Below are 24,664 nucleotides of genomic sequence, written 5' to 3' on the forward strand. Positions count from 1 at the left end.
TTTTAATAGGAAGGATTATGATATCTGGCATTCTTGCGTCCCCCGGTATCGCATTCGGTAAGGCGCTTCTTCTGAAAGAAGATGAAATCGTTATCAATCAGGGCAAAATCTCTGCTGACCAGATTGATGCCGAGATCAACCGTTTCCTCGAAGCTCGTACCAAATCAGCTGCCCAGCTGGAAGCCATCAAAGAGATGGCTGGTCGCACCTTCGGTGAGGAAAAAGAGGCCATCTTCGAAGGCCACATCATGCTGCTCGAAGATGAGGAGCTGGAAGGGGATATCAAATCCTTCATCAAAGAGAACAAGGCTTCCGCTGACAAAGCCATCTATGAGGTGATCGAACAGTACGCCAAGATGATGGCCGAGCTGGATGACCCTTATCTGCGCGAACGCGCTACCGACTTCCGTGACATCGGTACCCGTCTGGTCAAGAACGTACTGGGCATCGCCGTTGTCAACCTGAGCACCATCGACGAAGAGGTGATCCTGGTCGCCAAAGACCTGACCCCGTCTGAAACCGCTCAGATCAACCTGAAATATGTGCTGGGTTTTGTCACCGACATCGGTGGCCGTACCTCTCACACCTCCATCATGGCCCGCTCCCTGGAGCTGCCGGCCGTGGTAGGCACCAACGACATCACCGAGCGCGTCAAGAACGGTGACATGCTGGTGCTGGATGCGATCAACAACCAGATCATCATCAATCCGACCGCTGAACAACTGACCGAAGCCAAGAAGTTCCAAGCTCAGTTCCAGGCCGAGAAAGATGAGCTGGCCAAGCTGAAAGATCTACCTGCCATCACGCTGGATGGTCATCAGGTCGAAGTGTGCGCCAACATCGGTACCGTCAAGGATACCGAAGGTGCTATCCGCAATGGCGCCGAAGGCGTGGGTCTGTACCGTACCGAGTTCCTGTTCATGGACCGTGACGCGCTGCCGACCGAAGAAGAGCAGTTCAAAGCCTACAAAGAAGTGGCCGAAGCGATGCCGGATCAGCCGATCATCGTGCGTACCATGGACATTGGCGGCGACAAAGAGCTGCCCTACATGAATTTCCCGAAAGAGATGAACCCCTTCCTGGGCTGGCGTGCAGTGCGTATTTTCTTCGACCGCGAAGACATCATGCACGCTCAGCTGCGGGCCATTCTGCGCGCCTCTGCCTTCGGCAAACTGCGCATCATGTTCCCGATGATCATCTCTGTCGAAGAGTTCCGTAGCCTGAAAGCTACCGTAGAGACGCTGAAAGCCGAACTGCGTGCCGAAGGCAAAGCCTTTGATGAATCCATCGAAGTGGGTATCATGATCGAGACCCCGGCCGCTGCCGTGATGGCTCATCATCTGGCCAAGGAAGTGGATTTCTTCAGTATCGGTACCAACGACCTGACCCAGTACACCCTGGCTGTCGATCGTGGTAACGAGATGATCTCCGCCATGTACAACCCGCTGTCACCCTCCGTCCTGACCCTGATCAAGATGGTTATCGATGCGTCCCACGCCGAAGGCAAGTGGACCGGTATGTGTGGTGAACTGGCTGGTGACGAGCGCGCTACCCTGCTGCTGCTGGGTATGGGTCTGGATGAGTTCTCCATGAGCGCCATCTCTGTACCGCGTATCAAGAAGCTTATCCGCAACACCAGCTTCGAAGATGTGAAGGCAATGGCTGACCAGGCATTGAGCTTTGCCACCGCAGCTGAAATCGAAGCGTGCGTAGATAACTTTATCAAGCAGAAGGCAGTCTGCTAAGATCGGCTGCAAACAGCGACAAATCATCTCTAGGAGCTTTTACTATGGGTCTGTTCGACAAACTGAAGAAACTGGTGTCCGACGATAGTGCTGATACCGGCGGCATCGAAATCTTTGCTCCGCTGTCTGGCGAAATCGTGCCGATCGAAGATGTGCCTGACGTTGTCTTCGCCGAGAAGATCGTGGGTGACGGTATCGCCATCAAGCCGGCTGGCAACAAGATGGTTGCTCCGTGCGACGGCACCATCGGAAAAATCTTCGAGACCAACCATGCGTTCTCTCTGGAGTCCGACTCTGGTATCGAGCTGTTCGTTCACTTCGGTATCGACACCGTTGAACTGAAAGGCGAAGGCTTCAAGCGTATCGCTCAGGAAGGCCAGCAGGTCAAGCGCGGTGATACCATCATCGAATTCGATCTGGCCGTTCTGGAAGCAAAAGCCAAATCTACCCTGACTCCGGTGGTCATCTCCAACATGGACGAGATCAAAGAGCTGGTGAAGATGACTGGTGCCGTGACTGTGGGCGAGACTCCGGTTATCCGCATCAAGAAGTAATGGTCGGCTGGCCTATGCCAGTTGCCGCAGTAAAAAACCGAAGCCTGGTGCTTCGGTTTTTTTATGGTTGCGTGCGAGCTTCCCTTTCTGGCTATCAGGCTATTGTGCCGAGATGACCACCCGGTTACGTCCCTGCTCCTTCGCCTGATAAAGGGCCCGGTCTGCCATCATCAGCAGATAGTCGATGCTCTCCTGACCCTTCATGCTGGCACACCCCAGACTGATGGTTAGCGCGATCTGTTTTCCTTGCCATGGCAAGCGGGTGGTACTGACATGCTGGCGCAGTTGTTCGGCGCGCCGTGCTGCCTGTTCAATATCGCAACCAGGCAGGATCAGCAGGAACTCCTCCCCGCCCCAACGGGCCAGACTCTCCCCCGGCAACAGCTGGCCCGCCATGGCGTGGGCGACGGCGCAGAGCGCGGCATCGCCCGCAGGGTGGCCGTAGCGGTCATTGACCTGCTTGAAATGATCGATATCTCCCAACACCACCGAGAGGGGCTGGCCCTGCAACCAGAGAGCCTGCAGCTGTTGCTGGGCGCCACGCCGGTTGGTCAGTTCGGTGAGGGGATCGGTGCAGGAGAGGCGGCTCACCTCTTCTACCATGCATTGCAGGTCGTGGATATCGCGAAAGGTGACGATATGGCTATCCGGGATGGCATCTGCCCCCAGCTGGGCGGTGACGATAAACCAGCGAGAGTGGCCACTCTTGCATCGGATCAGCGCCGGCATCTCGGCGACCTCCAGTCCATGGTGCAGGCTCTGCTCTATCTGGTTATGCCAAGCCTGAATTACCGAGTTGCGATAGCTCTCATCGGGATAGGCGAGGTGAAACCAGCTCTCCATGTCCGGCAGATCCTGCAGCTCATAGCCCAGCTGTTCGCGAAAGGCCCTGTTGAGGAAGAGATGGCGACGCAGGGGGATCCGGTCGGGTGACATATGACCCTGGCTGGCTGTCGACTCGGACACCAGGATTGGGAGCGGGATCACATCAAAGGAGCGAAACAGAATGTGCTCTAGTTGTTGGTCATCCATGGGCGAAAACGCGGCTCCCTGCTCTCCCGTTCGTCAGCCTACATTAGGTGAGAGACCGCAGCGGGTAAACTCATTTATCACTCTCCGGCGGTTGCCTGAGTGGACGGTCGTGGCAACGGGAACATAAAAAAGCCGCTCACCTGGGTGAGCGGCTGTTGCTATCAGATTAATGCAGTTCGCTATCAGGCTGGCTGCTTGCCATCTTCCGCGGGCGGCGGCAGGGCGGCGGAGTTGGACTCCACCTTCTGCTCTTCGCCCTGCATGTTCTTGATGTAGACATCCATCTGGTTGAAGGCGATCTCGATGCCGTTCTCGCGGAACAGTTGGTCGATCTTGCGGTTCAACTCGTCCACCGCCGGGTTGCGATCCCCCAGTTCGCTCACGAAGAAGCGCAGCTCGTGATCCAGAGTACTGGCGCCAAAGGTGAGGAAGTAGACGATGGGGGCTGGGTCTTTCAGCACGCGGCTGTTTTCGTCGGCCGCCTGTTTGAGCAGGGTGCGGGTCAGCTCCAGATCCGAGCCGTACGCCACGCCCACCCGCACGATCACCCGGGTGACGGTGTCACTCAGCGACCAGTTGATGAGCCGTTCTGTCATCAGTTGCTGGTTGGGGATGATCACCTCTTTGCGGTCGAAGTCGGTCAGGGTGGTGGCGCGAATGCGGATCCGCGAGACGGTACCGGAGAAGGAGCCGATGGTGACGGTGTCACCGATCCGCACCGGACGCTCGAACAGGATGATGATGCCGGAGACGAAGTTGGAGAGGATCTCCTTCATGCCGAAACCGATACCGACTGACAGACCACCCGCTACCCACTGCAGCTTGTCCCACTGCACGCCCATCATGGAGAGAGCGGTCAGGGAGCCAAAGCCGATCAGCACGTAGTTGAGCATGGTGGTGATGGCGTAGGCGGTACCCTGAGCCAGGTTGAGCTTGGAGAGCACCAGCACCTCCAGCAAGCCGGGCAGGTTGCGCGCCAGTGACCAGGCACCGCCGAGCAGCAGGAAGCCGATCAGCACATCACTCAGGCTGATGGGGAACAGCACGGCGTTGGCGCCGGTGCCTTCACTGCGGTGCCACAGCACCATGCTGTCGAGGTAGGAGAAGACCGCGACCAGATCAGACCAGAGCCAGTAGAAGGCGACACCGAAGATCAGCATCAGCACGGTACGGGTCAGACGCAGGGACTGCTGGCTGACATCCTCCAGATCCATGGGCTGCTCTTCGATGGACTCGCCACCTTCCGCATCTTCCGAAGATTTGTGCTCACGCTTGGCCACCGCACGGCGGTAGGCCAGACGACGGGCAGCCAGCTCCAGACCACGCAGGGCGGTGCGGTAGACCAGGCTCCAGATGATGATGAGGTAGAAGGATTCGATCAGGCGACCGGTCAGCTTCAGCGCGGTGTAGTAGTAACCGAGCACGGCCAGCACGATCAGCGCCACCGGTGCCAGCGCCAGGGCAATGGCGATCAGCGACTTCTGCATGCTCGCCTCGCCCTTGATGCGGGCGCGGGAGATGGGGAACACCAGATAGGCGGCCAGCCCCAGCAGGGTCAGGGTCATGGCCTGGCCGATCACGTCGTTGCCCAGGGTGGAGGGTTCAACCACCGCCTTGGTTGCGAGCATGATGAGCGGCAGCAGTGGTAACCAGATGTAGCGCATGCTGTTGCGCTTGGCCTGCAGCTCCGCTTTCGGGATCCGGAAGTGGGTTTCGGCGATGCCGCCCGGGCGCATCACCGCCAGATAGACGCTGAATACCAGATAGCCGAGGGCAAGGTTCAGGGTGATCTGGAACATCAGCTTGGGACTGAGCAGACCGCAGTAGGTGAGCAGCAGACCGCCAGCCAGAATGAACATGCTGCCCGGCAGGCGTTGCAGCACGGTATAGAGCAGGGCGCGCGGGGTGTGCCACTGGCTGTCCTGACGGAAACGGCCAAGGTCCTTGGTGATCTTCTTCTCGCGCTCAACCAGCGCCGGACGTTTCCAGACCAGCAGGCCGCCGATCAGCAGCAGCGGGAAGGCAAGCAGGGAGATCCCGAGCAGCTCTTCGCGCCAGCGTTTCCAGTCCGGTTTCAATACCCAGTCGGAGGCCTGTTTGTAGGCCTGGGCGGGCCAGCTGATAAACCACTTGCTGTCGATGGGCTTGTTGCTGCTTACCCAGAAGATGTGTTGCTGCAGGGTAAATTCGATAGAGGCATAGACCCGCGCCAGCTGCTGCTGGGTCAGCTGCAGGCTGATGGCGTTGGTAAGCTGGCTGTCGAGTTGGCGGTTGAGCTGATCGAGCAGATTGATGCGGGTATCGAGCAGCTTGGCAAGGTTCTCCTTGTCCTCCTCGCTGACCGGATCCTTGCTGCCGGCGATCAGATTGTCTAGATAGAGGTTCTTCTGGAACAGCTGGTCACGCTGCTGGCTCAGTTCAAACTGGGCCAGATGCAGATCGGCGATCTGCTCTTCCAGGTTTTTGACGGCGATGGTGGGCGCCGCTTCCAGCTGCTGGTAGAGCTGATAGAGGATGCGTGACAGCAGCAGATTGCCCTTGAGCATCTGCACCTGTTCATTGAGGTTGCGCTCGGTCTGGATGCCGCGCTCCAGCCAGCTCTTGGCTTGCAGGTTTTTCTGGACCAGCGAGTTGAGGCTGGTGGTGGCACCGATCAGCTGCTGGCTGAGCTGGTGGTTGAGCTCCTGCTCTTTTTGCACCAGCGGGCTGTCTTCGGTCGCCACCAGTTCACCGGTCTGCTCGGCGGTTTTTTCGGTGTCGCCGAGGCGCTTGGCGCTGCTCTGATCCTGCAACAGCTGCAGTTTCTGCTCTTCGCTGGCGAGACGGGCACTCTGGTAGTCGCGCTGCTTGATCGCCAGATCTTGCATGCTGGTACGGTTATCCAGCTCCTTTTGCAGGTGGGCCAGTTGCAGGTCGAGCAGGGCCAGCTCGGCACCGAGCTTCATCTTCTCGGCGCTGGAGACGCTTTCACCGGCGTTGAGGCGGGTACGGATCTCCTGACTGCGCTGGTAGGCGCGGCTCATGCTGGCCTGGGCGCGCTCCGGCAGGGTCTGCAAGCTGGTGAGCTGGCTGCCGATGGCGCCGAGGGCCTCCTGGGCCGCCTGCATGTTGGCCAGCACTTCCGGCTGACGGCTGTCGAGCTCTGCCAGACTCATGCTGGCGTATTCGCTCTTGATCTGCTCGGCACTCTTGCCCTTGGTCAGGGCATCGAGCTTGGCACTGATCTCTCTGAGTTCGGTGGGCAGGTTGCGGATCCGCTGGGCCTGGGTCTTGGCCTTCGCCTCTTCCTTGTCGATGCTGTCGAGCAGACCGAGGGTTTCGGTCAGCAACTTCTGATCCGCTTGCTGACTGACGGTCAGGGTCTCTGATTTACCCAGACCATCCAGCGCTCGCTGAACTGCGTTGCGAGAGGGGACATCTTGCGCCATGGCTTGCGGCACGCAGAGGCTGGCAAGGAGACAGAGCAGCGGCAACAGGGTGGCCGAGACTCTTTTAAAACGTATTGAGGGCATATAACTTCCGGGTTATTACGCGATATTCGGGAGATTTCCCGCATAGATTAAATTCGCGTGGATTCTAACACCGGGCTTGTCAGGTAAGCAGGGGGGAGGGACAAAAAAAACGGCGCCCGCAGGCGCCGTTTTCAACTCGTTCAGCTCTGATTAAAGAACGTGAACAGAAGCGGTGTTGGTGGTGCCGCTCGGTACCAGAGCACCGGAGACCATCACAACCACGTCACCTTTCAGACCCATGCCGATTTCCAGCGCGGCTTCTTTACCGATGCGATAGAAATCGTCGGTAGAGGCGATGCTGTCAACCACGTGAGCAACTACACCCTTGGTCAGAACCAGTTGGGCAGCAGTTTTCTTGTTGGTGGTGATAGCCAGGATCCAGGCTTTCGGGAAGTACTTGCGAATGGCCTTGGCAGATTTGCCGCCTTCGGTAGCGACCACGATCAGCGGGGCGTCCAGCTTCTCGGAGGTCTCTACGGCGCCTTTACATACGGCTTCGGTGATGCGCAGCTTGTTGCTGTCGTTGGCAGCAGACAGGTTGGACGGCATCACGGCATCGGTACGCTCGCAGATGGTGGCCATGATGGTCACGGCTTCCAGCGGGTACTTACCCTTGGCGGATTCACCGGACAGCATGACTGCGTCGGTACCGTCCAGGATGGCGTTGGCCACGTCACCAGCTTCGGCGCGGGTCGGACGCGGGTTCTTGATCATGGAGTCCAGCATCTGGGTGGCAGTGATAACCACTTTGCGGGCTTTGTTGCACTTGGCGATGATCATCTTCTGGGCGAAGATAACTTCTTCAACCGGGATCTCTACACCCATGTCGCCACGAGCAACCATGATGCCGTCGGAAACAGCCAGGATCTCGTCGAAGTTGTCCAGACCTTCCTGGTTTTCGATCTTGGAGATGATCTGGATGTTCTCGCCACCGTGGGCTTTCAGGTGCTCACGGATTTCCAGAACGTCTTCTTTCTTGCGGATGAAAGAAGCAGCAACGAAATCAACGCCTTGCTCGCAACCGAAGATCAGGTCGCGCTTGTCTTTCTCGGCCAGGGCCGGCAGCTTGATGGAGACGCCCGGCAGGTTAACGCCTTTGTTCTCGCCCAGGTCACCGTTGTTCAGCACTTTACAGATAACTTCGCGCTCGGTGATTTCGATAACGTCCAGACCGATCAGGCCGTCATCAACCAGGATGCGGTTGCCGACGCGCAGATCGTTGGCGAAACCTGCATAGGTCACGGCCACTTTGTCTTTGTTGCCAACCACGGTCTGGTCAGTGGTGAAGGTGAAAGTCTGGCCAGCGACCAGCGCGACGTCGTTGCCGCCTTCCAGCTTCATGGTACGGATTTCCGGACCCTTGGTGTCCAGCAGGATAGCTGCGTGCTTGCCGGTCTCGGCCATTACAGCGCGCAGGTTGCTGATGCGGCTGCCGTGCTCGGCGTAGTCACCGTGGGAGAAGTTCAGGCGCATGACGTTCATGCCGGCGTCCAGCATTTTGGCCAGCATTTCTTTGGATTCGGTCTTCGGACCGATGGTGCAGACAATTTTGGTCTTTTTCATGTCAATCTTCATGGTTAAGGAATTTCCGCCGAGCAATATACACCAGTTTTTGGAATCTTTTTATGATCCAGAAACAACGTTTTGACCAGATAACGTTTTCTTTTCAGGGATAACGTTTTCCTGTGAGTCACATTTTAGAGCATACGGCCACAGGTTCGGGCTGAAGGGATACAAATGTTGCCATCTGTGGTTGTTTGGCCGGGTTGAGGTTCAGATGTTGTAAAATGACCACCCGTCCGCTGTCACCGTCTTGTCACCGGCTTGCGCAAAAATGTTAGTTCATTGGCGCACGGGTGAAGGAGGTCGGGATGAAAAACAGCCATGAAACCGGATGGGCTCTGCTCTTGCTAGGCGCCGCCCTGCTGCTGGTTCAGACGCTGCCAGCTCGCTACTGGCCTGATAATGCCGGTCTGCTGGCGATCTTCTCCCATCCAGTGAAAGGGGAGGCGGCCGCCGAGGGATTGGCGTGGCGAGAGTGGCAGGATCACAGTGCAGCGACCCGGATGGCGCTTCGTGTAGCCCGACAGCTGCCTGAAGCGCCGCAGCCTTGATATCTATTGCTGCTTACCGGTCGTGAAAGCGTGAAATTATCAACCATTAGTTGATAGTTCTTATCTATCTTGCTGGATTGTCCACCTTTCATGGCGGGAGGATAATCGATTCCAACAGCGATATCCCCTCCGGTATCGCCCCCTGATACTTTGTTGGAGTCCGCTTTATGTCCCTCGCCCCCGTCTGGTTTATCTCTCACGGCGCACCGGATCTGGTGCTGCGTGAGCAACCCGCCACTCGCTTTCTGCGAACCCTGCGTCTGGGTGAGCTCAAGGGGCTGGTGGTCATCTCCGCCCACTGGTTCAGCCGCGAGTTGCAGATCAACGTCGAGCCCAAACCGGCCTTGATGTACGACTTTTACGGCTTTCCCGAGCCCCTCTACCGGATGCGCTGGCCTGCCAGCAGCCCCGAGTGGCTGCAACAAGGGGTGAGCGACCAGCTGGCACTGGCCGGACTGACCGCCACCCCGGTGCGGCGCGAGCTGGATCACGGAGTCTGGTCGCCCCTATCTCTGATCGACCCAAACAGCGAGATCCCGCTGGTGCAGGTCTCCATTCCCGCGAGCTTCACCCCGGCCCAGTTGTGGCAGTTGGGAGAGGTGTTGGGGGCACTGCGCAGTCAGGGGATTGGCATCCTCGCCTCCGGCGCCATCACCCACAACCTGCGGGCGCTGGCACCGGAAGGCTCGCCAGTGCCGGAGTGGGCCAGCCTGTTTGTCGACTGGCTGGAGCAGAAGATGGCCGACGAGGATCGGCTGGCGCTGCTCGACTATCGTCGGCTGGCTCCAGGCGCGGTGGAGTCCCATCCCCACGACGATCATCTGCGCCCACTCTTTGTGGCGTTGGGGGCGGCCGATGGTGTGGCGCCGACCCGGCTGCACGAGAGCTGGGATGGCGGCAGCCTCTATATGGGGGCCTACCGCTTCGGCTGATAGCCTCTCAACAAGACCCCGCCAATTGGCGGGGTCTTGCTATTTACGGCGTGGGGGTTGAGCCGATGGTACTGGTGATTGAGCCGAAGGCTCTCAGGGAACCACTACCCGGCTCTCGCCACCGCCGAGGGCTTCGACCCTGATCTGCACGCCAATCCGCTCCACCAGCGTCTGGACGTGGGAGATGACCCCGATCTGGCGACCGGCGGCTTGGAGGGAGTCGAGGCTGGCGAGCGCCAGATCCAGACTGTCCGGATCCAGGGTGCCAAACCCCTCGTCGATAAACAGCGACTCGACCTGGGTCTGCCGTGACGAGAGGCTGGAGAGGGCCAGCGCCAGCGCCAGCGACACCAGAAAACTCTCGCCACCGGAGAGGGAGTCCACCGAACGCACCTCGTCCCCCATGTCGAGATCCACCACTTGTAGCGCCAGATCGGTGCCGGGTACCCGCTCCAGCCGGTAGCGCGGTGATAGCTCGGCGAGCTGGGCGTTGGCCTCCAGCAGCAGACGCTCGAGGGTGAGGCTCTGGGCGAAGGTGCGGAACTTGGCGCCGTTGGCCTGCCCAATCAGATCGCACAGCTGCTGCCAGTGGTCGGCCACCGCCTGCTGGGCGGCCAGCTCCTGTTGCAGGCTGCCTGCCTTGAGAGCGGCGGCTTCGGCCTGTGCCAGCTTGCTCTTGCACTCGAACAGCTGCTCTTCAAGGGCGCGACAACGGGCATCGAGTGCCGCCAGTTGGTCGCTCAGCTCTGCATCCGGCAGGGCGGCCAGCTCGGGGTGATGTTCCCGATAGCGATCCCGTTTGCTCTCCTCCAGCGCCAGCGCCCGTTGCCGCTCGGCAAGGCGGGTGCGCGCCTCGCCAACCGCATCCTCCAGCCCTTGCAGGGCAGTGCGGCGAGCCTTGAGTTCATCGGGGGTGATGGCGAGCAGGCGGCGAAGGTCATATTCGGCGATGCTGAGGGTACTGGCGTGGGCAGCCCAGCGCCCCAGCACCTCCCGTTTGCGGCGGCTGCTCACCTGCTTCTCCTGCTCCACATGGGTGAGACGGGTCTTGAGCTCGGTCTGCCGCTCGTGCAGGGCGCGGGCGCTCTGTTGCATCGCCTCCAGTTCGCTGGCGAGCTGCTGCAGTCGTTGCTGCCAGCGGCTCTCGACCTGCGGGATCTCCTCGCCATTCAGACAGGCGGCGCGGCTGGTGAGCAGCCCCTGCCGCTGCTGTTCGTGCTCCTTGTAGTCCCGCTCCAGCTTGTGCAGCAGCTCGCGCTGGGTCTGCAGGCGTGCCTCCTGCGCACTCAGTGCCGGGGTGAGGCTTGCGATCTCGCTGGCCAGCCGCTCCCACTCGCTCTGGCCGTGCAGCCAGGCTTCGCAGGCCTGCTGCCACTCGTGCCACTGTTGGCTGCCGAGCCACTGGCGCCAGGGTTGGCCAGCCATCTGCTCATCGAGACGGTTGCCCCCCTGTTCGAGGCGCTGGCGCAGGGTCGCTTCCTGCTCGCCCATTGCCTTCACTTCTCCTTCCAGCGCGATGCGCTGGCGATCGGCCTCCTGCCACTGCTGGTCAAACTGCTGGTGCTGGGCAGCCAACTGGCTAAGTTGCTGACGCACTCCCTGCAGCTGTTGTTGGCCAAGCTGGGCCTGACGCAGCTGCTGCTGGCTTTGGGCCAACCCCTGTTCCAGCGCTTGGCCACGGCTAAGCAGGGTGCTCATCAGCTCGTTCCACTCAATGGGGCTTTGGCGCAGCGGCAGCGGATGGCCAAGCAGGGTATCGCCCCCCAGCTGTTGCCAGCGCTGGGTCAGCTGCTCGGCGCGGGCTTCCAGCTCCGGCAGATGTTGCTGACGCACCGCCAGCTGGCGGGCCAGCTCCTGACGCTCGCTCTCGCACTGAATGTATTGATGATTGAGCCGCTCCCATTCGAGTTCGAGGCTTCTGACCCGCTCCGCCAGCTGACCTAGGATCCCCGCCACCTGGGGCTGGCTCTGGCTGTAGGGGTGCTCCACGGAACCGCACAGCGGGCAAGGTTCGCCATCGCTCAGGATATGGCGATACTGCTCGAAGCTGGCGATGGCGCGGGACTGCTCCAGCGCATGGCGCGCCTCATCCCGCTGCAGGGCGAGCCGCTCGCGGGCGGGGGCCAGCTCTTCGCCGAGGGTGGCGAGCTTGCCAAGGGCCTGCTCCAGCTGGGCAATCTCCTGTTGCAGGCGGGTATGCTGCTCGCCGTGGTTGCGGCCGTAATCGGCCAGCTCCAGCAGCTGGCGCAGCTGGCCCAGCTGTTCGGTTTGCTGCTGCCACTGCTCCTGCGCTTTGGCGAGGCGGCTCTCCCACTGCTGCTCCTGCAGCTCGTTCTGTTGCTGTTGCAGCCGAGCTTGTTCATGTTGCCAGTAGTCGCGCTCCTGCTGCCCCTTTTCCAGCTGGCGTTGCAGCTGCTGCAGGGCGCGCAGCTTGTGATCGCGCAGGGTGAGCAGTTGCTGCAGCTTGTCGGCATCCTCTGCCCAATCTTGCATGGCGCTGAGCAGGGGCTGCCACTGGCGGGCCACCGGTGCCAGCTCCTTGTGCTCTTCGAGCCAAAGGCCCCACTGCTGGTGCTGCTGCTTGAGCAGCTCCACCTGTCGGCTTTGCTCGCGCCAGCCCTGCTCCAGCGTGAGTTGCACTTCTCGCTCCTGTGCCCCCTCCTGCTGGATCTTCTGCAACTGCTGCACTTTTTCCCGGATGCGGGTATCGAGCTCCTGCGCCCGCTTGAGTTCGGGTTGCAGGGCACCCCATTCCCGCTCGGCGGCGATCTTCTCCGCCAGCAACTGCTGTTCGGTCAGCGCGCTCTGCTGGGTCTGCTCCTCGAGTTTGGCCAGCTCCGGCCCCAGCTCGGCGATCACCTTCTCCTGCTGCTGTACCTCAAGGGTGAGGCGGGCCAGCTCGTCGTGATCGGCGCGGGCCACCTGGGCCTGTTCGGCACGGGCAAACTCCTCGCGCTCGGGGGCCGCGGCGCCGTGGGCCTGCAGGGCGGCATCGAGCGCCGCCTGTCCCTCGGCGCAGCCCTGCAGCTGGGCTGCAATGCGACTGTTGAGGTCGCGCAAGTCCTGCATCAGCAGCTGCTGTTGCTGCTCGTGCTTGAGGGTGGTGGAGAGGCTCACCTGCTGGCTTACCCACTGTTCGCGGGTCGCTTCATCCATCAGCGCCACGTCGCCGAGGCGCTGGGCGATGGTGGCCAGCTTCTGCTGTTCTTCCCGCGCCCGTTCATAGGTCTGGATGGAGATGGCAGAGTAGAGTTCGGTGCCGGTCATCCGTTCGAGCAGGGCGGAGCGCTCGTTGGCATCCGATTTGAGGAAGGCGGCAAATTCCCCCTGCGGCAGGATCACCGCGCGGCGGAACTGCTCCCAGGAGAGACCCACCAGCTCGTCGATGCGATCCTGCAGCTCCCGCTTGCTGCCGGAGAAAACCTGCCCTGACGCCACATCGGTCAGGGTTCGCTCCTGCGCCTGAAAACGCCCCTCCGAGCGGTTTCGCGCCCGGCGCACCGCCCAGCGGGCCAGCCAGATGCGGCCATCGCAGCCACGAAACTGCACCTCGGCAAAGCCGCTGGCGTGGCCGCGACTGAGGATGCCACGCACGTCGTTGGCCTTGAGCTTCTCTTCGTCATCCATGCGGCCCACTTCGGCCACGTTCTTGCGATTGGCAATAAAGCGCGGCATCTCGTCGTAGAGGGCCAGACAAATGGCGTCGAGCAATGTGCTCTTGCCCGCGCCAGTGTTGCCGGTGATGGCAAACAGACCGGCGGCGCCGAGCGCCCCCCTGGTAAAGTCGATGGTGAAGGGGCCGGTCAGACTGGCCAGATTCTCACCTGACAGAGACAAGATTTTCATTGGTTTGACTCCTTCACCTGCTCCAGGATCTCTTCAAACGAGGCGACCAGTTGTGCTTCGGGTTCCCCCTCGAACTGGCGCTGATAGCAGAGGCGAAACACCTCGGTGGGGGAGAGCTCATCGAGCCTGCGCCGCTCGCGACCATCGGCCAGCCCTTCGCCCGAGCCCTGATACTGGGTGCTGATGCGGGCCAGACGCACCGGTTTGTCTGCGATTGCGGCGAGAATGCGCTCGCGGATGCGCGCTTCTGGCTTGGGCAGCAGCAGCCGCACTTCGAGGAAGGGTTGTGCCTCTTGTGGACAAGCAGGCAGCTCGAGCGATGCGATGGCTTGGAGTGCGTCGTCGAGGCTGCTCTGGGGCAGGCGGATCATCTCCACCGCGCGGGGTACAGGGATCCGCTCCAGCCCGGCCAGTTTCCCCTCTGAAAAGGTCACTTCCAGCACCTGATGGTTGTAGTTGGCTTCGGCCAGCGAAAGCGGCAGCGGCGAGCCGCTGTAGTGCACCCCCTCGGCCGGGCTCTGGGCCAGATGGAGGTGGCCGAGCGCCGTGTAGTCGGCACCGGCAAAGAGTTCGGCAGGCAGTGCGTGCTGGTTGCCGCCGAGCACCCGCCGCTCCGACAGCTCCGAGAGCTGGCCCGCCGCCAGATAGGCATGGCCCATGGCGATGAGCGGCAGACCCTCCCCGCAGCGGGCGCGCCCTTCGGCCAATACCTCGGCGTAGATTTGGCGTACCCCTTCGATCAGCCGGTCCTGCCCTTCTTCCAACGGCTCCACCCGCAAGTCGCTGCTGCGCAGGAACGGCACGGCGGCGCACCAGGCGGCAATGTTGCCCTCCTTGTCTTGCAGCGGTACCAGCAGGCGGTCGGTCTCGAGCTTGCCCTCACTGTCGCGACTGATGCTGCCCACCAGATGCAGATCAAAGGCGCGCAGCAGCTCGTGGGGGGCATCGAGCTTGGAGGGAGAGTCGTGGTTGCCGCCGATCAGCACCATGTTGAGGTGGGGCATCTCGGCGCGCAGCCGCGCCAGAAAACGGTAGAGTTGTTGCCAGGCGCTGGCGGGCGGATTGGCGGTATCAAACAGATCGCCCGCTACCAACAGGGCGTCGATCTCGCGCGCCTTGAGGGTGTCGCTCAGCCAGTCGAGGAAGGCATCGTGTTCAAAACGGCGGTCATGACCATGGAGTTGATGGCCAAGATGCCAGTCGGCGGTATGGAGGATTTTCATTGGAAAGCAGCCCGGTTGCAGGGACGGTGCCTAGGGCACCCGATGGAGACAAGATGAGGATGCCCCGTGCTTTTTTCAAGTAAAACAGCGGTCTGTCATCAGTTCATGCGGGTTCGCAGCACATCTTGTACTGGGGGTGACCGGTGAGGGGATCGGACTCTTCACCCTTGATGACGAAACCGTGGCGACGATAGAAACGTACCGCCTGATCGTTCTCGACGAAGACCCGGGCGTAGAGCGACGCCCCCTGACGCTTGGCCTCCTGCAGCAGGGCGTGGCCGACACCGCGACCCTGACGGTCGGGACGCACAAAGAGGGCGGCGAGATAGTTGTCCACCATCGCCATGAAACCGAGCAGATCGCCGCGCTCCTCGAACACCCAGATGGCGGCACGATCGAGATAGCGGGTACGCAGATCCTCCTGTGCCTGCCACCAGCAGGAGGCATCGACGAAATCGTGGGCCTGCAGGGAGGCCAGCAGCCAGATTTCGACGATCTCTTCCATATCTTCCGGGCGACTGGGCCGCAACATAAATCCATCCTTGGTAACAACTTGTACACTCGCAGTCTAGGGGAACTTGACGGCCGTTCAGGTGATATAAATGAGACCCTGTGAGGTCGATCGCCCTTTATTTAGCGAGAATGATTGGCTGATCACAAAGCGCCTCTCTAGTACAATGCCCGCCGGACAATCTAGAGACCGAGGACGCCATGTGGTTTAAAAACCTGCAGATTTATCGCTTTACCCGCCCCTTTGACCTGACCGTGGATCAGCTGGAAACCCAGCTGGAAGCCTGTGCCTTCACCCCTTGCGGCAGTCAGGACATCTCCCGTTTCGGGTGGGTCAAGCCCCTTGGCAAATTCGGCTCAACCCTGACCCACTCTGCCTCCGGCCACATCCTCATCTGCGCCCGCAAAGAGGAGAAGATGCTGCCCGGTACCGTGGTCAAGGAGATGCTGGCCGAGAAGGTAGAAGCGATCGAGTTCGAACAGGGACGCGCCCTCAAGAAGAAAGAGAAGGAGGCGCTGAAAGAGGAGATCCTCCACACCCTGCTGCCCCGTGCCTTTAGTCGTACCAGCCAGACCTTCGCCTGGATCAATCCGGCCGACAATTTGATGGTGGTGGACGCAGGTTCTGCCAAGAAGGCGGACGACCTGCTGGCACTGTTGCGCAAATCCATCGGCTCCCTGCCGGTGGTGCCGGTGGCTCTCAAGAATCCGCCCGAGATCACCATGACCGAGTGGCTGAATGAGGGCAACCTGCCCGCTTCCTTCACTCTGGAAGATGAAGCCGAGCTGCGCAGCGCCATGGAGCACGGCGGCATCATCCGCTGCAAGCAGCAGGATCTGATGACGGATGAAATCAAGAACCACCTGGCCAATGACAAGCTGGTGACCAAGCTGGCCCTCAACTGGGGCGAGACCGTCAGCTTCGTGCTGGGGGATGATCTCTCCATCAAGCGTCTGAAATTCAGCGAAGAGCTGCGCGAGCAGAACGACGACGTCACCAGCGAAGATCCGGCCGCCCGTCTGGATGCAGACTTCGCGCTGGTCACCGCCGAGCTGTCCCAGTTTATCCCGGCGCTGTTTGCCGCCCTGGGTGGCGAAGAGCAGTCCATCTAAGCTAACTGGCTCTACCTGATTGAAAAAAACCGCCTTCGGGCGGTTTTTTTATGTCTGTTACGGATAGCCATTATTGATAGATGAGTAAGATATTGATCTTGCTCAATAACTTGAGCTACCAGCGCCAATCGTGACATAGTCCCTCTTCATGGTCATAAAACAGACAAGGAGAGAGTCATGTTGCGCAAACCTCTGGGGCTCGCTATCGCCCTTGCCCTGCTGGCCGGTTGTGCCAGTGACAACGGCTTTCACTACACCCCGCCAGCCCAGACCCTGATCGCGCCGGAGGCGGCCAGTGGCTGGACCGACAAGCAGGGCTGGCAGGGCCATGACTTCATGGTGGCGGCCGCCAACCCGCTGGCGGTGGATGCGGGCTACCAGATCATCAAGGCCGGTGGCAGTGCCGTCGATGCCGCCATTGCGGTGCAGCTGGTGTTGACGCTGGTGGAGCCGCAATCCTCCGGGATCGGTGGCGGAACGCTGCTGCTGGTGTGGGATGGCCGCAAGGTGAGTGCGGTGGATGGCCGCGAGACGGCGCCGGCCGCTGCCACCGACCAGCTGTTTATGCAAGATGGCAAGCCGCTGGCGTTTTATGACGGGGTGGTGGGGGGCCGCTCGGTCGGCGTTCCCGGCACCCTGCGCGCTCTGGCACTGGCCCATCAGCGTTATGGCAAGTTGCCCTGGGCTGCGCTGTTCGAGCCTGCCATCACGCTGGCAGAGCAAGGATTTGTGATAAGTCCACGGCTGGCCACATTGCTGGCCAAGGATCCCTATCTGGCACGGGATCCGCAGGCGCGAGCCTATTTCTATCAGGCGGATGGCAGCCCCAAAACGGCGGGTACCCGGCTGACCAACCCGGCGCTGGCCAAGGTGCTGCGCACTCTGGCAACGGAGGGGGCGGATGCCTTCTATCGGGGGCCGCTGGCGGATGCCATGGTGGCCAAGGTACGCCAGCATCCCACCAATCCCGGGGTACTGGCGGCCACCGATCTGGCCAGCTATCAGGCCAAACTGCGGGATGGCCTCTGCTTTGACTATCGCCAGAGCAAGATCTGCGGTTTCCCCACTCCCTCATCCGGCACTCTGGCGCTCGGCCAGATTTTCGGCATGCTGGAGAGCCGCGATATGGCGGCCCTCAAGCCGATCACCACGAAGGAGGGGGGGCTGGCTGCCTCCAGCGAGGCTATCCACCTCTACAGCGAAGCGGCGCGTCTGGCCTTCGCCGATCGCAACCAGTACGTCGCCGACAGCGATTTTGTCAGGGTGCCGGTGCAGGGGTTGCTGGACAAGGGCTATCTGGCCGAGCGCGGCAAGCTTGTCGGTCAGCACTCCATGGGGATTGCCAAGCCCGGTACGCCGCCACTGGCGCTGGCGCGCGGCAAGGATGCGACCCCGGAACTCCCCTCTACCAGCCATGTCTCGATCGTCGACAAGGCGGGGATGGCCATCTCCATGACCAGCTCCATCGAGGATGGTTTTGGATCGCGTCAGATGGTCAACGGCTACCTGCTCAACAACCAGCTCACCGATTTCTCCTTCACCTCGGTAGATGCTGCCGGTCTGCCGGTGGCAAACCGGGTGGAGCCGGGCAAGCGGCCCCGATCCTCCATGTCACCCCTGCTGGTGTTTGACAAGCCAAGCGGCGAGCTGACCATGACGCTGGGCTCGCCGGGGGGCTCCGCCATCATCAACTACGTGGGCAAGACCCTGCTCGGCACCCAGGATTGGGGTCTGAACCTGCAACAGGCCATCAATCTGCCCAACTTTGGCAGCCGCAACGGCCCCACTGAGCTGGAAGCGGGACGCACCCCCATGTCGGTGGTCGAGGGGTTGAAGGCGAGGGGACACGAGGTGGTATTGAACGAGCAGACCTCCGGCCTGCAGGGGGTTGAGCGCAACACTGGCGGCTGGTTTGGCGCTGCGGATCCGCGCCGGGAAGGGATCGCCAAGGGGGAGTGAGGTTCCCATAGCAACAAGGCCAGCATGATGCTGGCCTTGTTGTTGATGGAGCGTGACGGAGCGCTTACTGGATACCCAACAGCTCCACGTCGAAGATCAGGACTGATCCCGGCGGGATTTTGCCTGCGGCACGGTCGCCGTAGGCGAGGTTGGCGGGGATGTAGAAACGGGTCTTCTCACCTTCCACCATCAGCTGTACCCCTTCGGTCCAGCCAGCGATCACCTGATTGAGGCCAAACTCGATGGGCTCGCCACGGGCGACCGAGCTGTCAAAGACGGTACCGTCCAGCAGCTTGCCCTCGTAGTGCACCTTCACCTTGCTGGTGGCGGTGGGGTGAACGGTGCCGGTGCCCGGGGTCAGCACTTCGTACTGCAGGCCGGAGGCGGTGGTGGTCACCAGCGGTTTGTCCTTGTTGCTGGCGAGGAACTCGGCGCCAATCCGCACGTTGTCGGCCGCCAGCTTCTTGTTGTTGCTGCTGGAGTAAAAATAGTAGGCCACACCGGCGATGAGCAGCGCGATCAGTATGAATTTCATCGGTTTTTCCTGTTCCATGAAATGTAAAAAGTGCAAGGAGGGCGCCATCTTATCGCGCACCGCCCCTGATGGCGAGCCACAGGGCGGGAGGATGTGAGCGGGCAGGCAAAGCCCGGCGAGCTGGACGCAAAAAGGGGCGAGTCGGTGACTCGCCCCTTTTCATGGCAGCTGCGCTTACTTGGCGGCCACCATCATCAGGGCGGGCAGGGCGAAGAAGAGACCCGTCACATAACCCAGAGCCAGCAGCTTGTTCTCGCTGCCTACCCGGGCCAGCCCCTCGGCGGCGCGCACCGGCAGGTCGCGCAGGAAGGGGATGCCATAGATGATGACCACGGCAAAGAGGTTGAACAGCACGTGGACCAGTGCGATGGTCAGAGCCAGCTGGGCACCGGCTCCGCTGATGGCGGTGGCTGCCAGCAGGGCGGTGATGGTGGTCCCGATATTGGCCCCCAGGGTGAAGGGGTAGAGCTGACGGGTGCTGAACACGCCGCCGCCGGCCAGCGGGATCATCAGGCTGGTGGTGGTGGAGGAGGACTGCACCATGATGGTCACCAGCGCACCTGAGGTGATGCCGGTCAGCGGGCCACGGCCCAGCGCCTTGTGCAGCACCTCTTTGGCACGGCCAACCAGTACCTGTTGCAGCACTTTGCCGAGATAAGTGACGCAGGCGAGGATCAGCAGGATACCGATGACGATAGTGGCGATGGCGGCACCCTTGCCCGGCAGGAAGGCGACGGCGCTGTCAATCAGCTGCTGGGCCGGTGCGGTCAGCGGCTTCATGAAATCCATGCCCTTCATCGACATATTGGCGGAGCCTACCAGCAGGTTGGCCAGCCACTCGGCGCTATGTTGCAGCAGACCGAACATCAGCTCCAGCGGCAGGAAGATGAACACCGCCAGCAGGTTGAAAAAGTCGTGCACGGTGGCGGCGGCGAAGGCGCGGCGGAACTCGGCGCGATCCCGCACATGGCCCATGGAGACGATGGTGTTGGTGATGGTGGTGCCGAGGTTGGCACCCATCACCATGGGGATGGCCATGCTGATGGGCAGGCCGCCAGCCACCAGACCGACGATCACCGAGGTGACGGTGCTGGAGGATTGCACCAGCGCGGTAGCGAGAATACCCAGCAGCAGGGCGACAAAGGGGTTGTTGGCAAAGGCGAAGATCTGGGCTGCGCCCTCGGCGCCGCCGGAGAAATCTTTGAAGCCGTGGGAGATGGCGCCCACGGCAACCAGGATCAGGTAGACCAGTACGATGACACTCATCCAGTTGAACAGGGCGCGGGTCGCGGGCGGCTGTGACAAGGAGTGATGGTGTTGCATAAAGCCTCTTGAGACGGTCGTTCCGTCTTGGGTTGTTGATGACCCGCGCATTTAATCAATGGTTAATGACAGAAATATGACAACGTGACATTTCGATGATGTTTTTATGACGACGAACTGCGGCGACAGGCGCTGACCGAGTCGGTTGGCTCTGGGGTGGCAAAAGGGGGGGACGAAAGCACTGCCGCCTTGCCAGCCGGAATGTGAGCGCTACACTGCGCCCCTTTATTGGCAAGCAGGAGTAAACAAGATGATGCGTGCATGGATCCTCTCTCTGTCGCTGGGGCTGCTCTCGGCAGGGGCACAGGCCAGCCTGTTGAAAACCGACTGCAACCTCGACAAGGCCCTCAAAAACGAAGCGGTGAATGCCACTCTGGGGGTCAAGGGCAACTGTGATACCAGCAAGCTGGTGAAGCAGGAGAAAGAGAAGGTGAAAGCTGAGGTGCAAAAAGGCCGCACCGACCTGCTGGGCGAGAAGCGTGCCGACCTCAAGGAGAGCGGCAACGGTATGCAGCAGAAGATGGACAAGGCAAACCACCAGCTGCACAAGGCGGAGCAGGATGTCAAGACCATCACTCGCGATCCGGTCAAGGCTGCGGCGACCGCCGTACTGGATAAGCAGTAAGCAGACCGGGCCCAAGCCCGTGTGACCGGCCACAGACCGGCAGCAAAAAGGGGAGCCATGGCTCCCCTTCTGTCTATCCGTTATCCGCAAAGGATCAGGCGTCAGCCGCTTCCTCGTACTGACGGAACGGGATACGGAACACCGCCAGACGCAGGAACAGATAGGTTGCGCCGAGGCCCGCCCAGATCAGGCCCAGCTCCAGCGAGCTCTGCTCCAGGTTGATCCACAGAGCACCGATGGTGGCGGCGCCGAGCAGCGGCATCAGCAGGTAGATGACGTGATCCTTGAGGGTCTTGTTGCGTTTCTCGCGCACCCAGAACTGACCGATCACCGAGAGGTTGACGAAGCTGAACGCCACCAGTGCGCCAAAGTTGACCAGCGCCAGTGCGGTATCCAGATCAAACGACACGGCGGAGAGGGCCAGACCGCCCACCATCAGCACGTTGATGGCCGGAGTGCGGTATTTCGGGTGGATGTAGCCAAACACCCGCTCCGGGATCATCCGGTCACGCCCCATCACGTAGAGGATGCGCGACACACCGGCGTGAGCCGCCATGCCGGAAGCCAGTACCGCGACCGTGGTGCAGACCAGCACCACGGACTGGAAGAAGGTGCCGCCAACGTAGAGGGCGATCTCCGGCAGTACCGCATCCGGATGCTGGAAGCGGGCAAGGCTCGGGAAGTAGAGCTGCAGGCAGTAAGAGACCACCACGAAGATGATGCCGCCGATAAGGGCCGTCAGCACGATCGCCTTGGGGATCACCTTGCCAGCGTTCGGCGTCTCTTCGGAGAGGGAGCTCAGACCGTCAAAGCCCAGGAACGAGAAGCAGAGGATGGTCGCACCGGTAAAGAGCGGTACCAGCTGTGCTGACTCGAAGTGGAACGGACGGCTGCTCATCAGGGTGCCAGCCCCTTCACCGTGGTAGATGCCCCACGCCATCAGGCCGATAAAGAGGGTGATGATGGCCAGCTGGATCACCACGATCAGACCATTGAAGTTGGCGACCAGATTGATGCCACGCAGGTTCAGGAAGGTCATCACGGTCACCAGACCGAAGATGAACACCCAGGGCTCAACGCCCGGGAACATGGCGGTCAGGTAGATCTTGGCCAGCAGGATGTTGATCATCGGCATGAACATGTAGTCGAGCAGGGATGACCAGCCGACCATGAAACCGACGTAGGGGTTGAACACCTTCTGGGCATAGGTATAGGCAGAGCCCGCAGAGGGGAACTTGCGTACCAGATGACCGTAGCTGAAAGCGGTGAGCAGGATGCCACCCAGAGCCAGCAGATAGGCGGTGGCGACCCGGCCATCGGTGATGTCACCGACGATGGCGAAGGTGTCGAAGACAGCCATGGGGGTCAGATAGGCCAGACCCATCACAATCACTTGTGTCAGGGTAAGGGTCTTGAGCAGCTTGGCGTTTTGCGATGCCATTACGCTTTCTCCTCAATCAGTGCCGCAGCACGTGCTTGCAACGAGCGCAGGGATACGATGGATTCGCAAGCCTGTACATCAAGGGCGCCGGGGAGGCGCATACCGGGCTGTACCGGCAGGAAAGCATTAAAACGCCCCATTGTTATCCTCTCAACGTCGGGAGATTGTTTGGCAATCTCGGATATCACTTCCGGAAATGTTCCGGCCTCTTGTGGTGGGTTTGTACTGCACTTCAAAATAGAAAAACCGATGTCGCAGTGAACATCGGTCCTTTATTGGCGGCGTATTGTGCATTCGGTCAGCCCCCTTGACAAGCAAAAAAGGGCGGATTAACGCATTTTTTTGCATACGCAGGGGGCGGGTAAGTGGTCACTCGCCCCCGGCAGCCGTCCCCGAGCCGCTCCCCCCTTTTCGGGGGGGAAGAGAACCCTGTCGTAACGTATGAAAAGTCGGCAAATTGGGGCTGCAGGGTGCATAGCGCCTCAACATTGATCCTGATCATATTTGCCGGCGTTCCCCCGGGCTCGAGTCCAGCGATCTTATCGGCTGGCGGGGGATGGGAGGGGGTGAAATGGAAAAAGAGTGATTGCATATCCATTCACATTAGTGACTAATGATAGGAGGCGACGCGGCTCGGGCCATGGCACGGCGAGCGGTCCGGCTGGGTAGTTATTTGAAATCAGTCACACTTCCTGCAGAAACCGCGTTTCTGGCAACCAGCTCGCCGCAAAAACAACAAGGAGCCCGCAGGCTCCTTGTTTTGTATGGCGGTATGGTTGAGCCGCGATTACTGGGCGATCTCCACCTTGTCAGCAGGTTGTAGCGGGATGCGGAACACGGTGAGGCGCAGGAACAGGTAGATGGCACCCAGCGCCGCCCAGATCAGCCCCAGCTCGAAGGAGGCGGGTTCCAGATTGAGCCACAACACCCCGATGCAGGCGGCGCCACAGAGCGGCAGCAGCAGGTACATCAGGTGATCCTTGAGACACTTGTTGCGGCCCAGCTTCACATAGAAGTGGGCAATCACCGCCAGATTGACGAAGGTGAAGGCCACCAGGGCGCCAAAGTTGATCAGTGCCAGTGCCATCTCGAGATCGAACGATACTGCGGAGAGGGCCAGCAGACCGACCAGCAGCACATTGCATGCCGGGGTCTGCCACTTCGGATGCACATAGGAGAAGAAGCGACTCGGCAGAGCGCGATCACGACCCATTACATAAAGCAGGCGCGACACCCCGGCGTGAGAGGCGAGTCCCGAGGCCAGCACCGCCACCGTAGTGCAGACCAGTACCACCGCCTGGAACAGTTTGCCACCGACATAGAGAGCGATCTCCGGCAGGACTGCATCCGGTTGCTTGAAGCGGGAGATGTCCGGGAAGTAGAGCTGCAGGAAGTAGGACGTGCTGACAAACAGCACACCGCCGATCAGCGCCGTCAGCACGATGGCGCGGGGGATCACCCGATCCGCGTCCGGTGTCTCTTCCGACAGGGTGCTGATGGCATCAAAGCCGAGGAACGACAGACAGAGGATGGAGGCACCCATCAACAACGGCGAGATGTTGATCTGCTCGGAGAAGAAGGGACGGCTGCTGGCCACGGTCCCCAACCCTTCACCGTTGTGGACGCCCCAGGCGATCAGGCCGATGAAGACGGCGATAATACTGAACTGCATGATGACGATCAGGCTGTTGAAGTTGGCCACCAGCTTGATACCGCGCAGGTTAAGGGCGGTCATCACCGCCGCCAGACCAAAAATATAGGTCCAGGGCTCCACCTCGGGGAAGAGAGCCTGCAGATAGATCTTGGCCAGCAGCATGTTGATCATCGGCATGAACATATAGTCGAGCAGGGAGGTCCAGCCCACCATAAAGCCGACATAGGGGTGAAACACCTTCTGGGCATAGGTATAGGCGGAGCCTGCCGACGGGAACTTGCGTACCAGATGGCCGTAGCTCAGGGCGGTGAACAACATGCCGATGAGGGCAAAGAGGTAGGCGGTCGGCACATGGCCTTCGGTAATTTCGGTGACGATGCCGAAGGTATCGAATACCGCCATGGGAGTGAGGTAGGCAAGACCCATGACCACGACCTGCCACAGTTTCAGGGTCTTTTTCAGACCAACCGGTTGGGCGTTCATCATGCCTGTTCCTCACGCGGTGCCAGGGCGGCACACTCCATCAACGAAACCGGGAGAGAGGCC

General features: G+C 60.7%; 18 protein-coding genes. 7 read left to right on the plus strand and 11 right to left on the minus strand.

Going from position 1 to position 24,664, the window contains the following annotated elements; genetic code table 11:
* The first annotated feature begins 17 nt into the window (after positions 1 to 17).
* Positions 18 to 1,745: a phosphoenolpyruvate-protein phosphotransferase PtsI gene (gene ptsI / locus G5179_RS03605; protein WP_005347488.1), complete on the plus strand. Its 1,728-nt coding sequence runs from the start codon at positions 18 to 20 to the stop codon at positions 1,743 to 1,745.
* 44 nt (positions 1,746 to 1,789) lie between these two features.
* Entirely contained in the window at positions 1,790 to 2,299 is a 510-nt protein-coding gene (gene crr / locus G5179_RS03610) for a PTS glucose transporter subunit IIA (RefSeq protein WP_216953167.1), read from the plus strand.
* Between the two features lie 99 nt (positions 2,300 to 2,398).
* Here crr and G5179_RS03615 read toward each other — a convergent pair whose 3' ends face one another.
* The 3 genes from G5179_RS03615 to pykF all read right to left on the minus strand — a co-directional run bounded on the left by G5179_RS03615 (position 2,399) and on the right by pykF (position 8,406).
* Positions 2,399 to 3,331: a GGDEF domain-containing protein gene (locus G5179_RS03615; RefSeq protein ID WP_421257885.1), complete on the minus strand. Its 933-nt coding sequence runs from the start codon at positions 3,329 to 3,331 to the stop codon at positions 2,399 to 2,401.
* A 182-nt stretch (positions 3,332 to 3,513) separates the two neighbouring features.
* Entirely contained in the window at positions 3,514 to 6,843 is a 3,330-nt protein-coding gene (gene mscK, locus G5179_RS03620) for a mechanosensitive channel MscK (protein WP_128836218.1), read from the minus strand.
* 150 nt (positions 6,844 to 6,993) lie between these two features.
* The gene (gene pykF, locus G5179_RS03625; protein ID WP_031227651.1) at positions 6,994 to 8,406 is read right to left on the minus strand and encodes a pyruvate kinase PykF; all 1,413 of its coding nucleotides are present in this window, start codon (positions 8,404 to 8,406) and stop codon (positions 6,994 to 6,996) included.
* A gap of 308 nt (positions 8,407 to 8,714) precedes the next feature.
* On the opposite strand from pykF, the gene G5179_RS03630 reads away from it, so the two are divergent.
* Both G5179_RS03630 and G5179_RS03635 read left to right on the plus strand, forming a co-directional pair.
* Positions 8,715 to 8,957: a hypothetical protein gene (locus tag G5179_RS03630; protein ID WP_021230511.1), complete on the plus strand. Its 243-nt coding sequence runs from the start codon at positions 8,715 to 8,717 to the stop codon at positions 8,955 to 8,957.
* A 167-nt stretch (positions 8,958 to 9,124) separates the two neighbouring features.
* Positions 9,125 to 9,889 (plus strand): class III extradiol ring-cleavage dioxygenase, encoded by a 765-nt coding sequence (locus G5179_RS03635; protein WP_337072348.1) that lies wholly within the window; start codon positions 9,125 to 9,127, stop codon positions 9,887 to 9,889.
* Positions 9,890 to 9,982: 93 nt separating this feature from the next.
* On the opposite strand, the gene G5179_RS03640 is transcribed toward G5179_RS03635, so the two are convergent.
* From G5179_RS03640 to G5179_RS03650, 3 genes are all read right to left on the minus strand, one after another.
* Entirely contained in the window at positions 9,983 to 13,735 is a 3,753-nt protein-coding gene (locus G5179_RS03640) for an AAA family ATPase (RefSeq protein WP_421257886.1), read from the minus strand.
* Positions 13,732 to 14,958, minus strand: coding sequence for an exonuclease SbcCD subunit D C-terminal domain-containing protein (locus G5179_RS03645; RefSeq protein WP_216978333.1), 1,227 nt, complete (start codon positions 14,956 to 14,958; stop codon positions 13,732 to 13,734). The genes G5179_RS03640 and G5179_RS03645 overlap by 4 nt, the downstream gene beginning before the upstream one ends.
* Positions 14,959 to 15,061: 103 nt before the next feature.
* Positions 15,062 to 15,490, minus strand: a complete 429-nt coding sequence (locus G5179_RS03650) for a GNAT family N-acetyltransferase (RefSeq protein WP_266134224.1) — start codon at positions 15,488 to 15,490, stop codon at positions 15,062 to 15,064.
* Positions 15,491 to 15,669: 179 nt separating this feature from the next.
* Between G5179_RS03650 and rdgC the strand changes: the two genes are divergently transcribed.
* Both rdgC and ggt read left to right on the plus strand, forming a co-directional pair.
* On the plus strand, positions 15,670 to 16,581 hold the full coding sequence (gene rdgC, locus G5179_RS03655) for a recombination-associated protein RdgC (protein ID WP_005347467.1): 912 nt from the start codon (positions 15,670 to 15,672) through the stop codon (positions 16,579 to 16,581).
* Positions 16,582 to 16,758: 177 nt separating this feature from the next.
* On the plus strand, positions 16,759 to 18,540 hold the full coding sequence (ggt, locus tag G5179_RS03660; RefSeq protein WP_421257887.1) for a gamma-glutamyltransferase: 1,782 nt from the start codon (positions 16,759 to 16,761) through the stop codon (positions 18,538 to 18,540).
* 64 nt (positions 18,541 to 18,604) lie between these two features.
* Here ggt and G5179_RS03665 read toward each other — a convergent pair whose 3' ends face one another.
* Positions 18,605 to 19,075, minus strand: coding sequence for an FKBP-type peptidyl-prolyl cis-trans isomerase (locus G5179_RS03665; protein ID WP_005338245.1), 471 nt, complete (start codon positions 19,073 to 19,075; stop codon positions 18,605 to 18,607).
* A 174-nt stretch (positions 19,076 to 19,249) separates the two neighbouring features.
* Complete coding sequence (locus tag G5179_RS03670) at positions 19,250 to 20,398, minus strand: sodium:phosphate symporter (RefSeq protein WP_005359054.1); 1,149 nt, start codon at positions 20,396 to 20,398, stop codon at positions 19,250 to 19,252.
* 250 nt (positions 20,399 to 20,648) lie between these two features.
* On the opposite strand from G5179_RS03670, the gene G5179_RS03675 reads away from it, so the two are divergent.
* Positions 20,649 to 21,023 carry a hypothetical protein gene (locus G5179_RS03675; protein ID WP_421257888.1) on the plus strand — a complete coding sequence of 125 codons (375 nt, stop codon included), beginning with the start codon at positions 20,649 to 20,651 and terminating at the stop codon, positions 21,021 to 21,023.
* Between the two features lie 94 nt (positions 21,024 to 21,117).
* Here G5179_RS03675 and G5179_RS03680 read toward each other — a convergent pair whose 3' ends face one another.
* The 3 genes from G5179_RS03680 to G5179_RS03690 form a co-directional block, all read right to left on the minus strand.
* Entirely contained in the window at positions 21,118 to 22,464 is a 1,347-nt protein-coding gene (locus tag G5179_RS03680; RefSeq protein WP_021230506.1) for an APC family permease, read from the minus strand.
* Positions 22,464 to 22,604: a hypothetical protein gene (locus tag G5179_RS03685; RefSeq protein ID WP_005338239.1), complete on the minus strand. Its 141-nt coding sequence runs from the start codon at positions 22,602 to 22,604 to the stop codon at positions 22,464 to 22,466. The genes G5179_RS03680 and G5179_RS03685 overlap by 1 nt, the downstream gene beginning before the upstream one ends.
* Before the next feature lie 647 nt (positions 22,605 to 23,251).
* Positions 23,252 to 24,601, minus strand: coding sequence for an APC family permease (locus tag G5179_RS03690; protein WP_227343014.1), 1,350 nt, complete (start codon positions 24,599 to 24,601; stop codon positions 23,252 to 23,254).
* Between the last annotated feature and the right edge of the window lie 63 nt (positions 24,602 to 24,664).

The sequence above is a fragment of the Aeromonas sp. 600886 genome (assembly GCF_049174935.1).
Classification (GTDB): domain Bacteria; phylum Pseudomonadota; class Gammaproteobacteria; order Enterobacterales; family Aeromonadaceae; genus Aeromonas; species Aeromonas veronii_A.

Excerpts from the sequence above, each read along its gene's own strand:
- ptsI (WP_005347488.1), top strand. The coding sequence starts at position 18 with ATGATATCTGGCATTCTTGCGTCCCCCGGTATCGCATTCGGTAAGGCG.
- crr (WP_216953167.1), top strand. The coding sequence starts at position 1,790 with ATGGGTCTGTTCGACAAACTGAAGAAACTGGTGTCCGACGATAGTGCT.
- G5179_RS03615 (WP_421257885.1), bottom strand. The coding sequence starts at position 3,331 with ATGGATGACCAACAACTAGAGCACATTCTGTTTCGCTCCTTTGATGTG.
- mscK (WP_128836218.1), bottom strand. The coding sequence starts at position 6,843 with ATGCCCTCAATACGTTTTAAAAGAGTCTCGGCCACCCTGTTGCCGCTG.
- pykF (WP_031227651.1), bottom strand. The coding sequence starts at position 8,406 with ATGAAAAAGACCAAAATTGTCTGCACCATCGGTCCGAAGACCGAATCC.
- G5179_RS03630 (WP_021230511.1), top strand. The coding sequence starts at position 8,715 with ATGAAAAACAGCCATGAAACCGGATGGGCTCTGCTCTTGCTAGGCGCC.
- G5179_RS03635 (WP_337072348.1), top strand. The coding sequence starts at position 9,125 with ATGTCCCTCGCCCCCGTCTGGTTTATCTCTCACGGCGCACCGGATCTG.
- G5179_RS03640 (WP_421257886.1), bottom strand. The coding sequence starts at position 13,735 with ATGAAAATCTTGTCTCTGTCAGGTGAGAATCTGGCCAGTCTGACCGGC.
- G5179_RS03645 (WP_216978333.1), bottom strand. The coding sequence starts at position 14,958 with ATGAAAATCCTCCATACCGCCGACTGGCATCTTGGCCATCAACTCCAT.
- G5179_RS03650 (WP_266134224.1), bottom strand. The coding sequence starts at position 15,490 with ATGTTGCGGCCCAGTCGCCCGGAAGATATGGAAGAGATCGTCGAAATC.
- rdgC (WP_005347467.1), top strand. The coding sequence starts at position 15,670 with ATGTGGTTTAAAAACCTGCAGATTTATCGCTTTACCCGCCCCTTTGAC.
- ggt (WP_421257887.1), top strand. The coding sequence starts at position 16,759 with ATGTTGCGCAAACCTCTGGGGCTCGCTATCGCCCTTGCCCTGCTGGCC.
- G5179_RS03665 (WP_005338245.1), bottom strand. The coding sequence starts at position 19,075 with ATGAAATTCATACTGATCGCGCTGCTCATCGCCGGTGTGGCCTACTAT.
- G5179_RS03670 (WP_005359054.1), bottom strand. The coding sequence starts at position 20,398 with ATGCAACACCATCACTCCTTGTCACAGCCGCCCGCGACCCGCGCCCTG.
- G5179_RS03675 (WP_421257888.1), top strand. The coding sequence starts at position 20,649 with ATGATGCGTGCATGGATCCTCTCTCTGTCGCTGGGGCTGCTCTCGGCA.
- G5179_RS03680 (WP_021230506.1), bottom strand. The coding sequence starts at position 22,464 with ATGGCATCGCAAAACGCCAAGCTGCTCAAGACCCTTACCCTGACACAA.
- G5179_RS03685 (WP_005338239.1), bottom strand. The coding sequence starts at position 22,604 with ATGGGGCGTTTTAATGCTTTCCTGCCGGTACAGCCCGGTATGCGCCTC.
- G5179_RS03690 (WP_227343014.1), bottom strand. The coding sequence starts at position 24,601 with ATGAACGCCCAACCGGTTGGTCTGAAAAAGACCCTGAAACTGTGGCAG.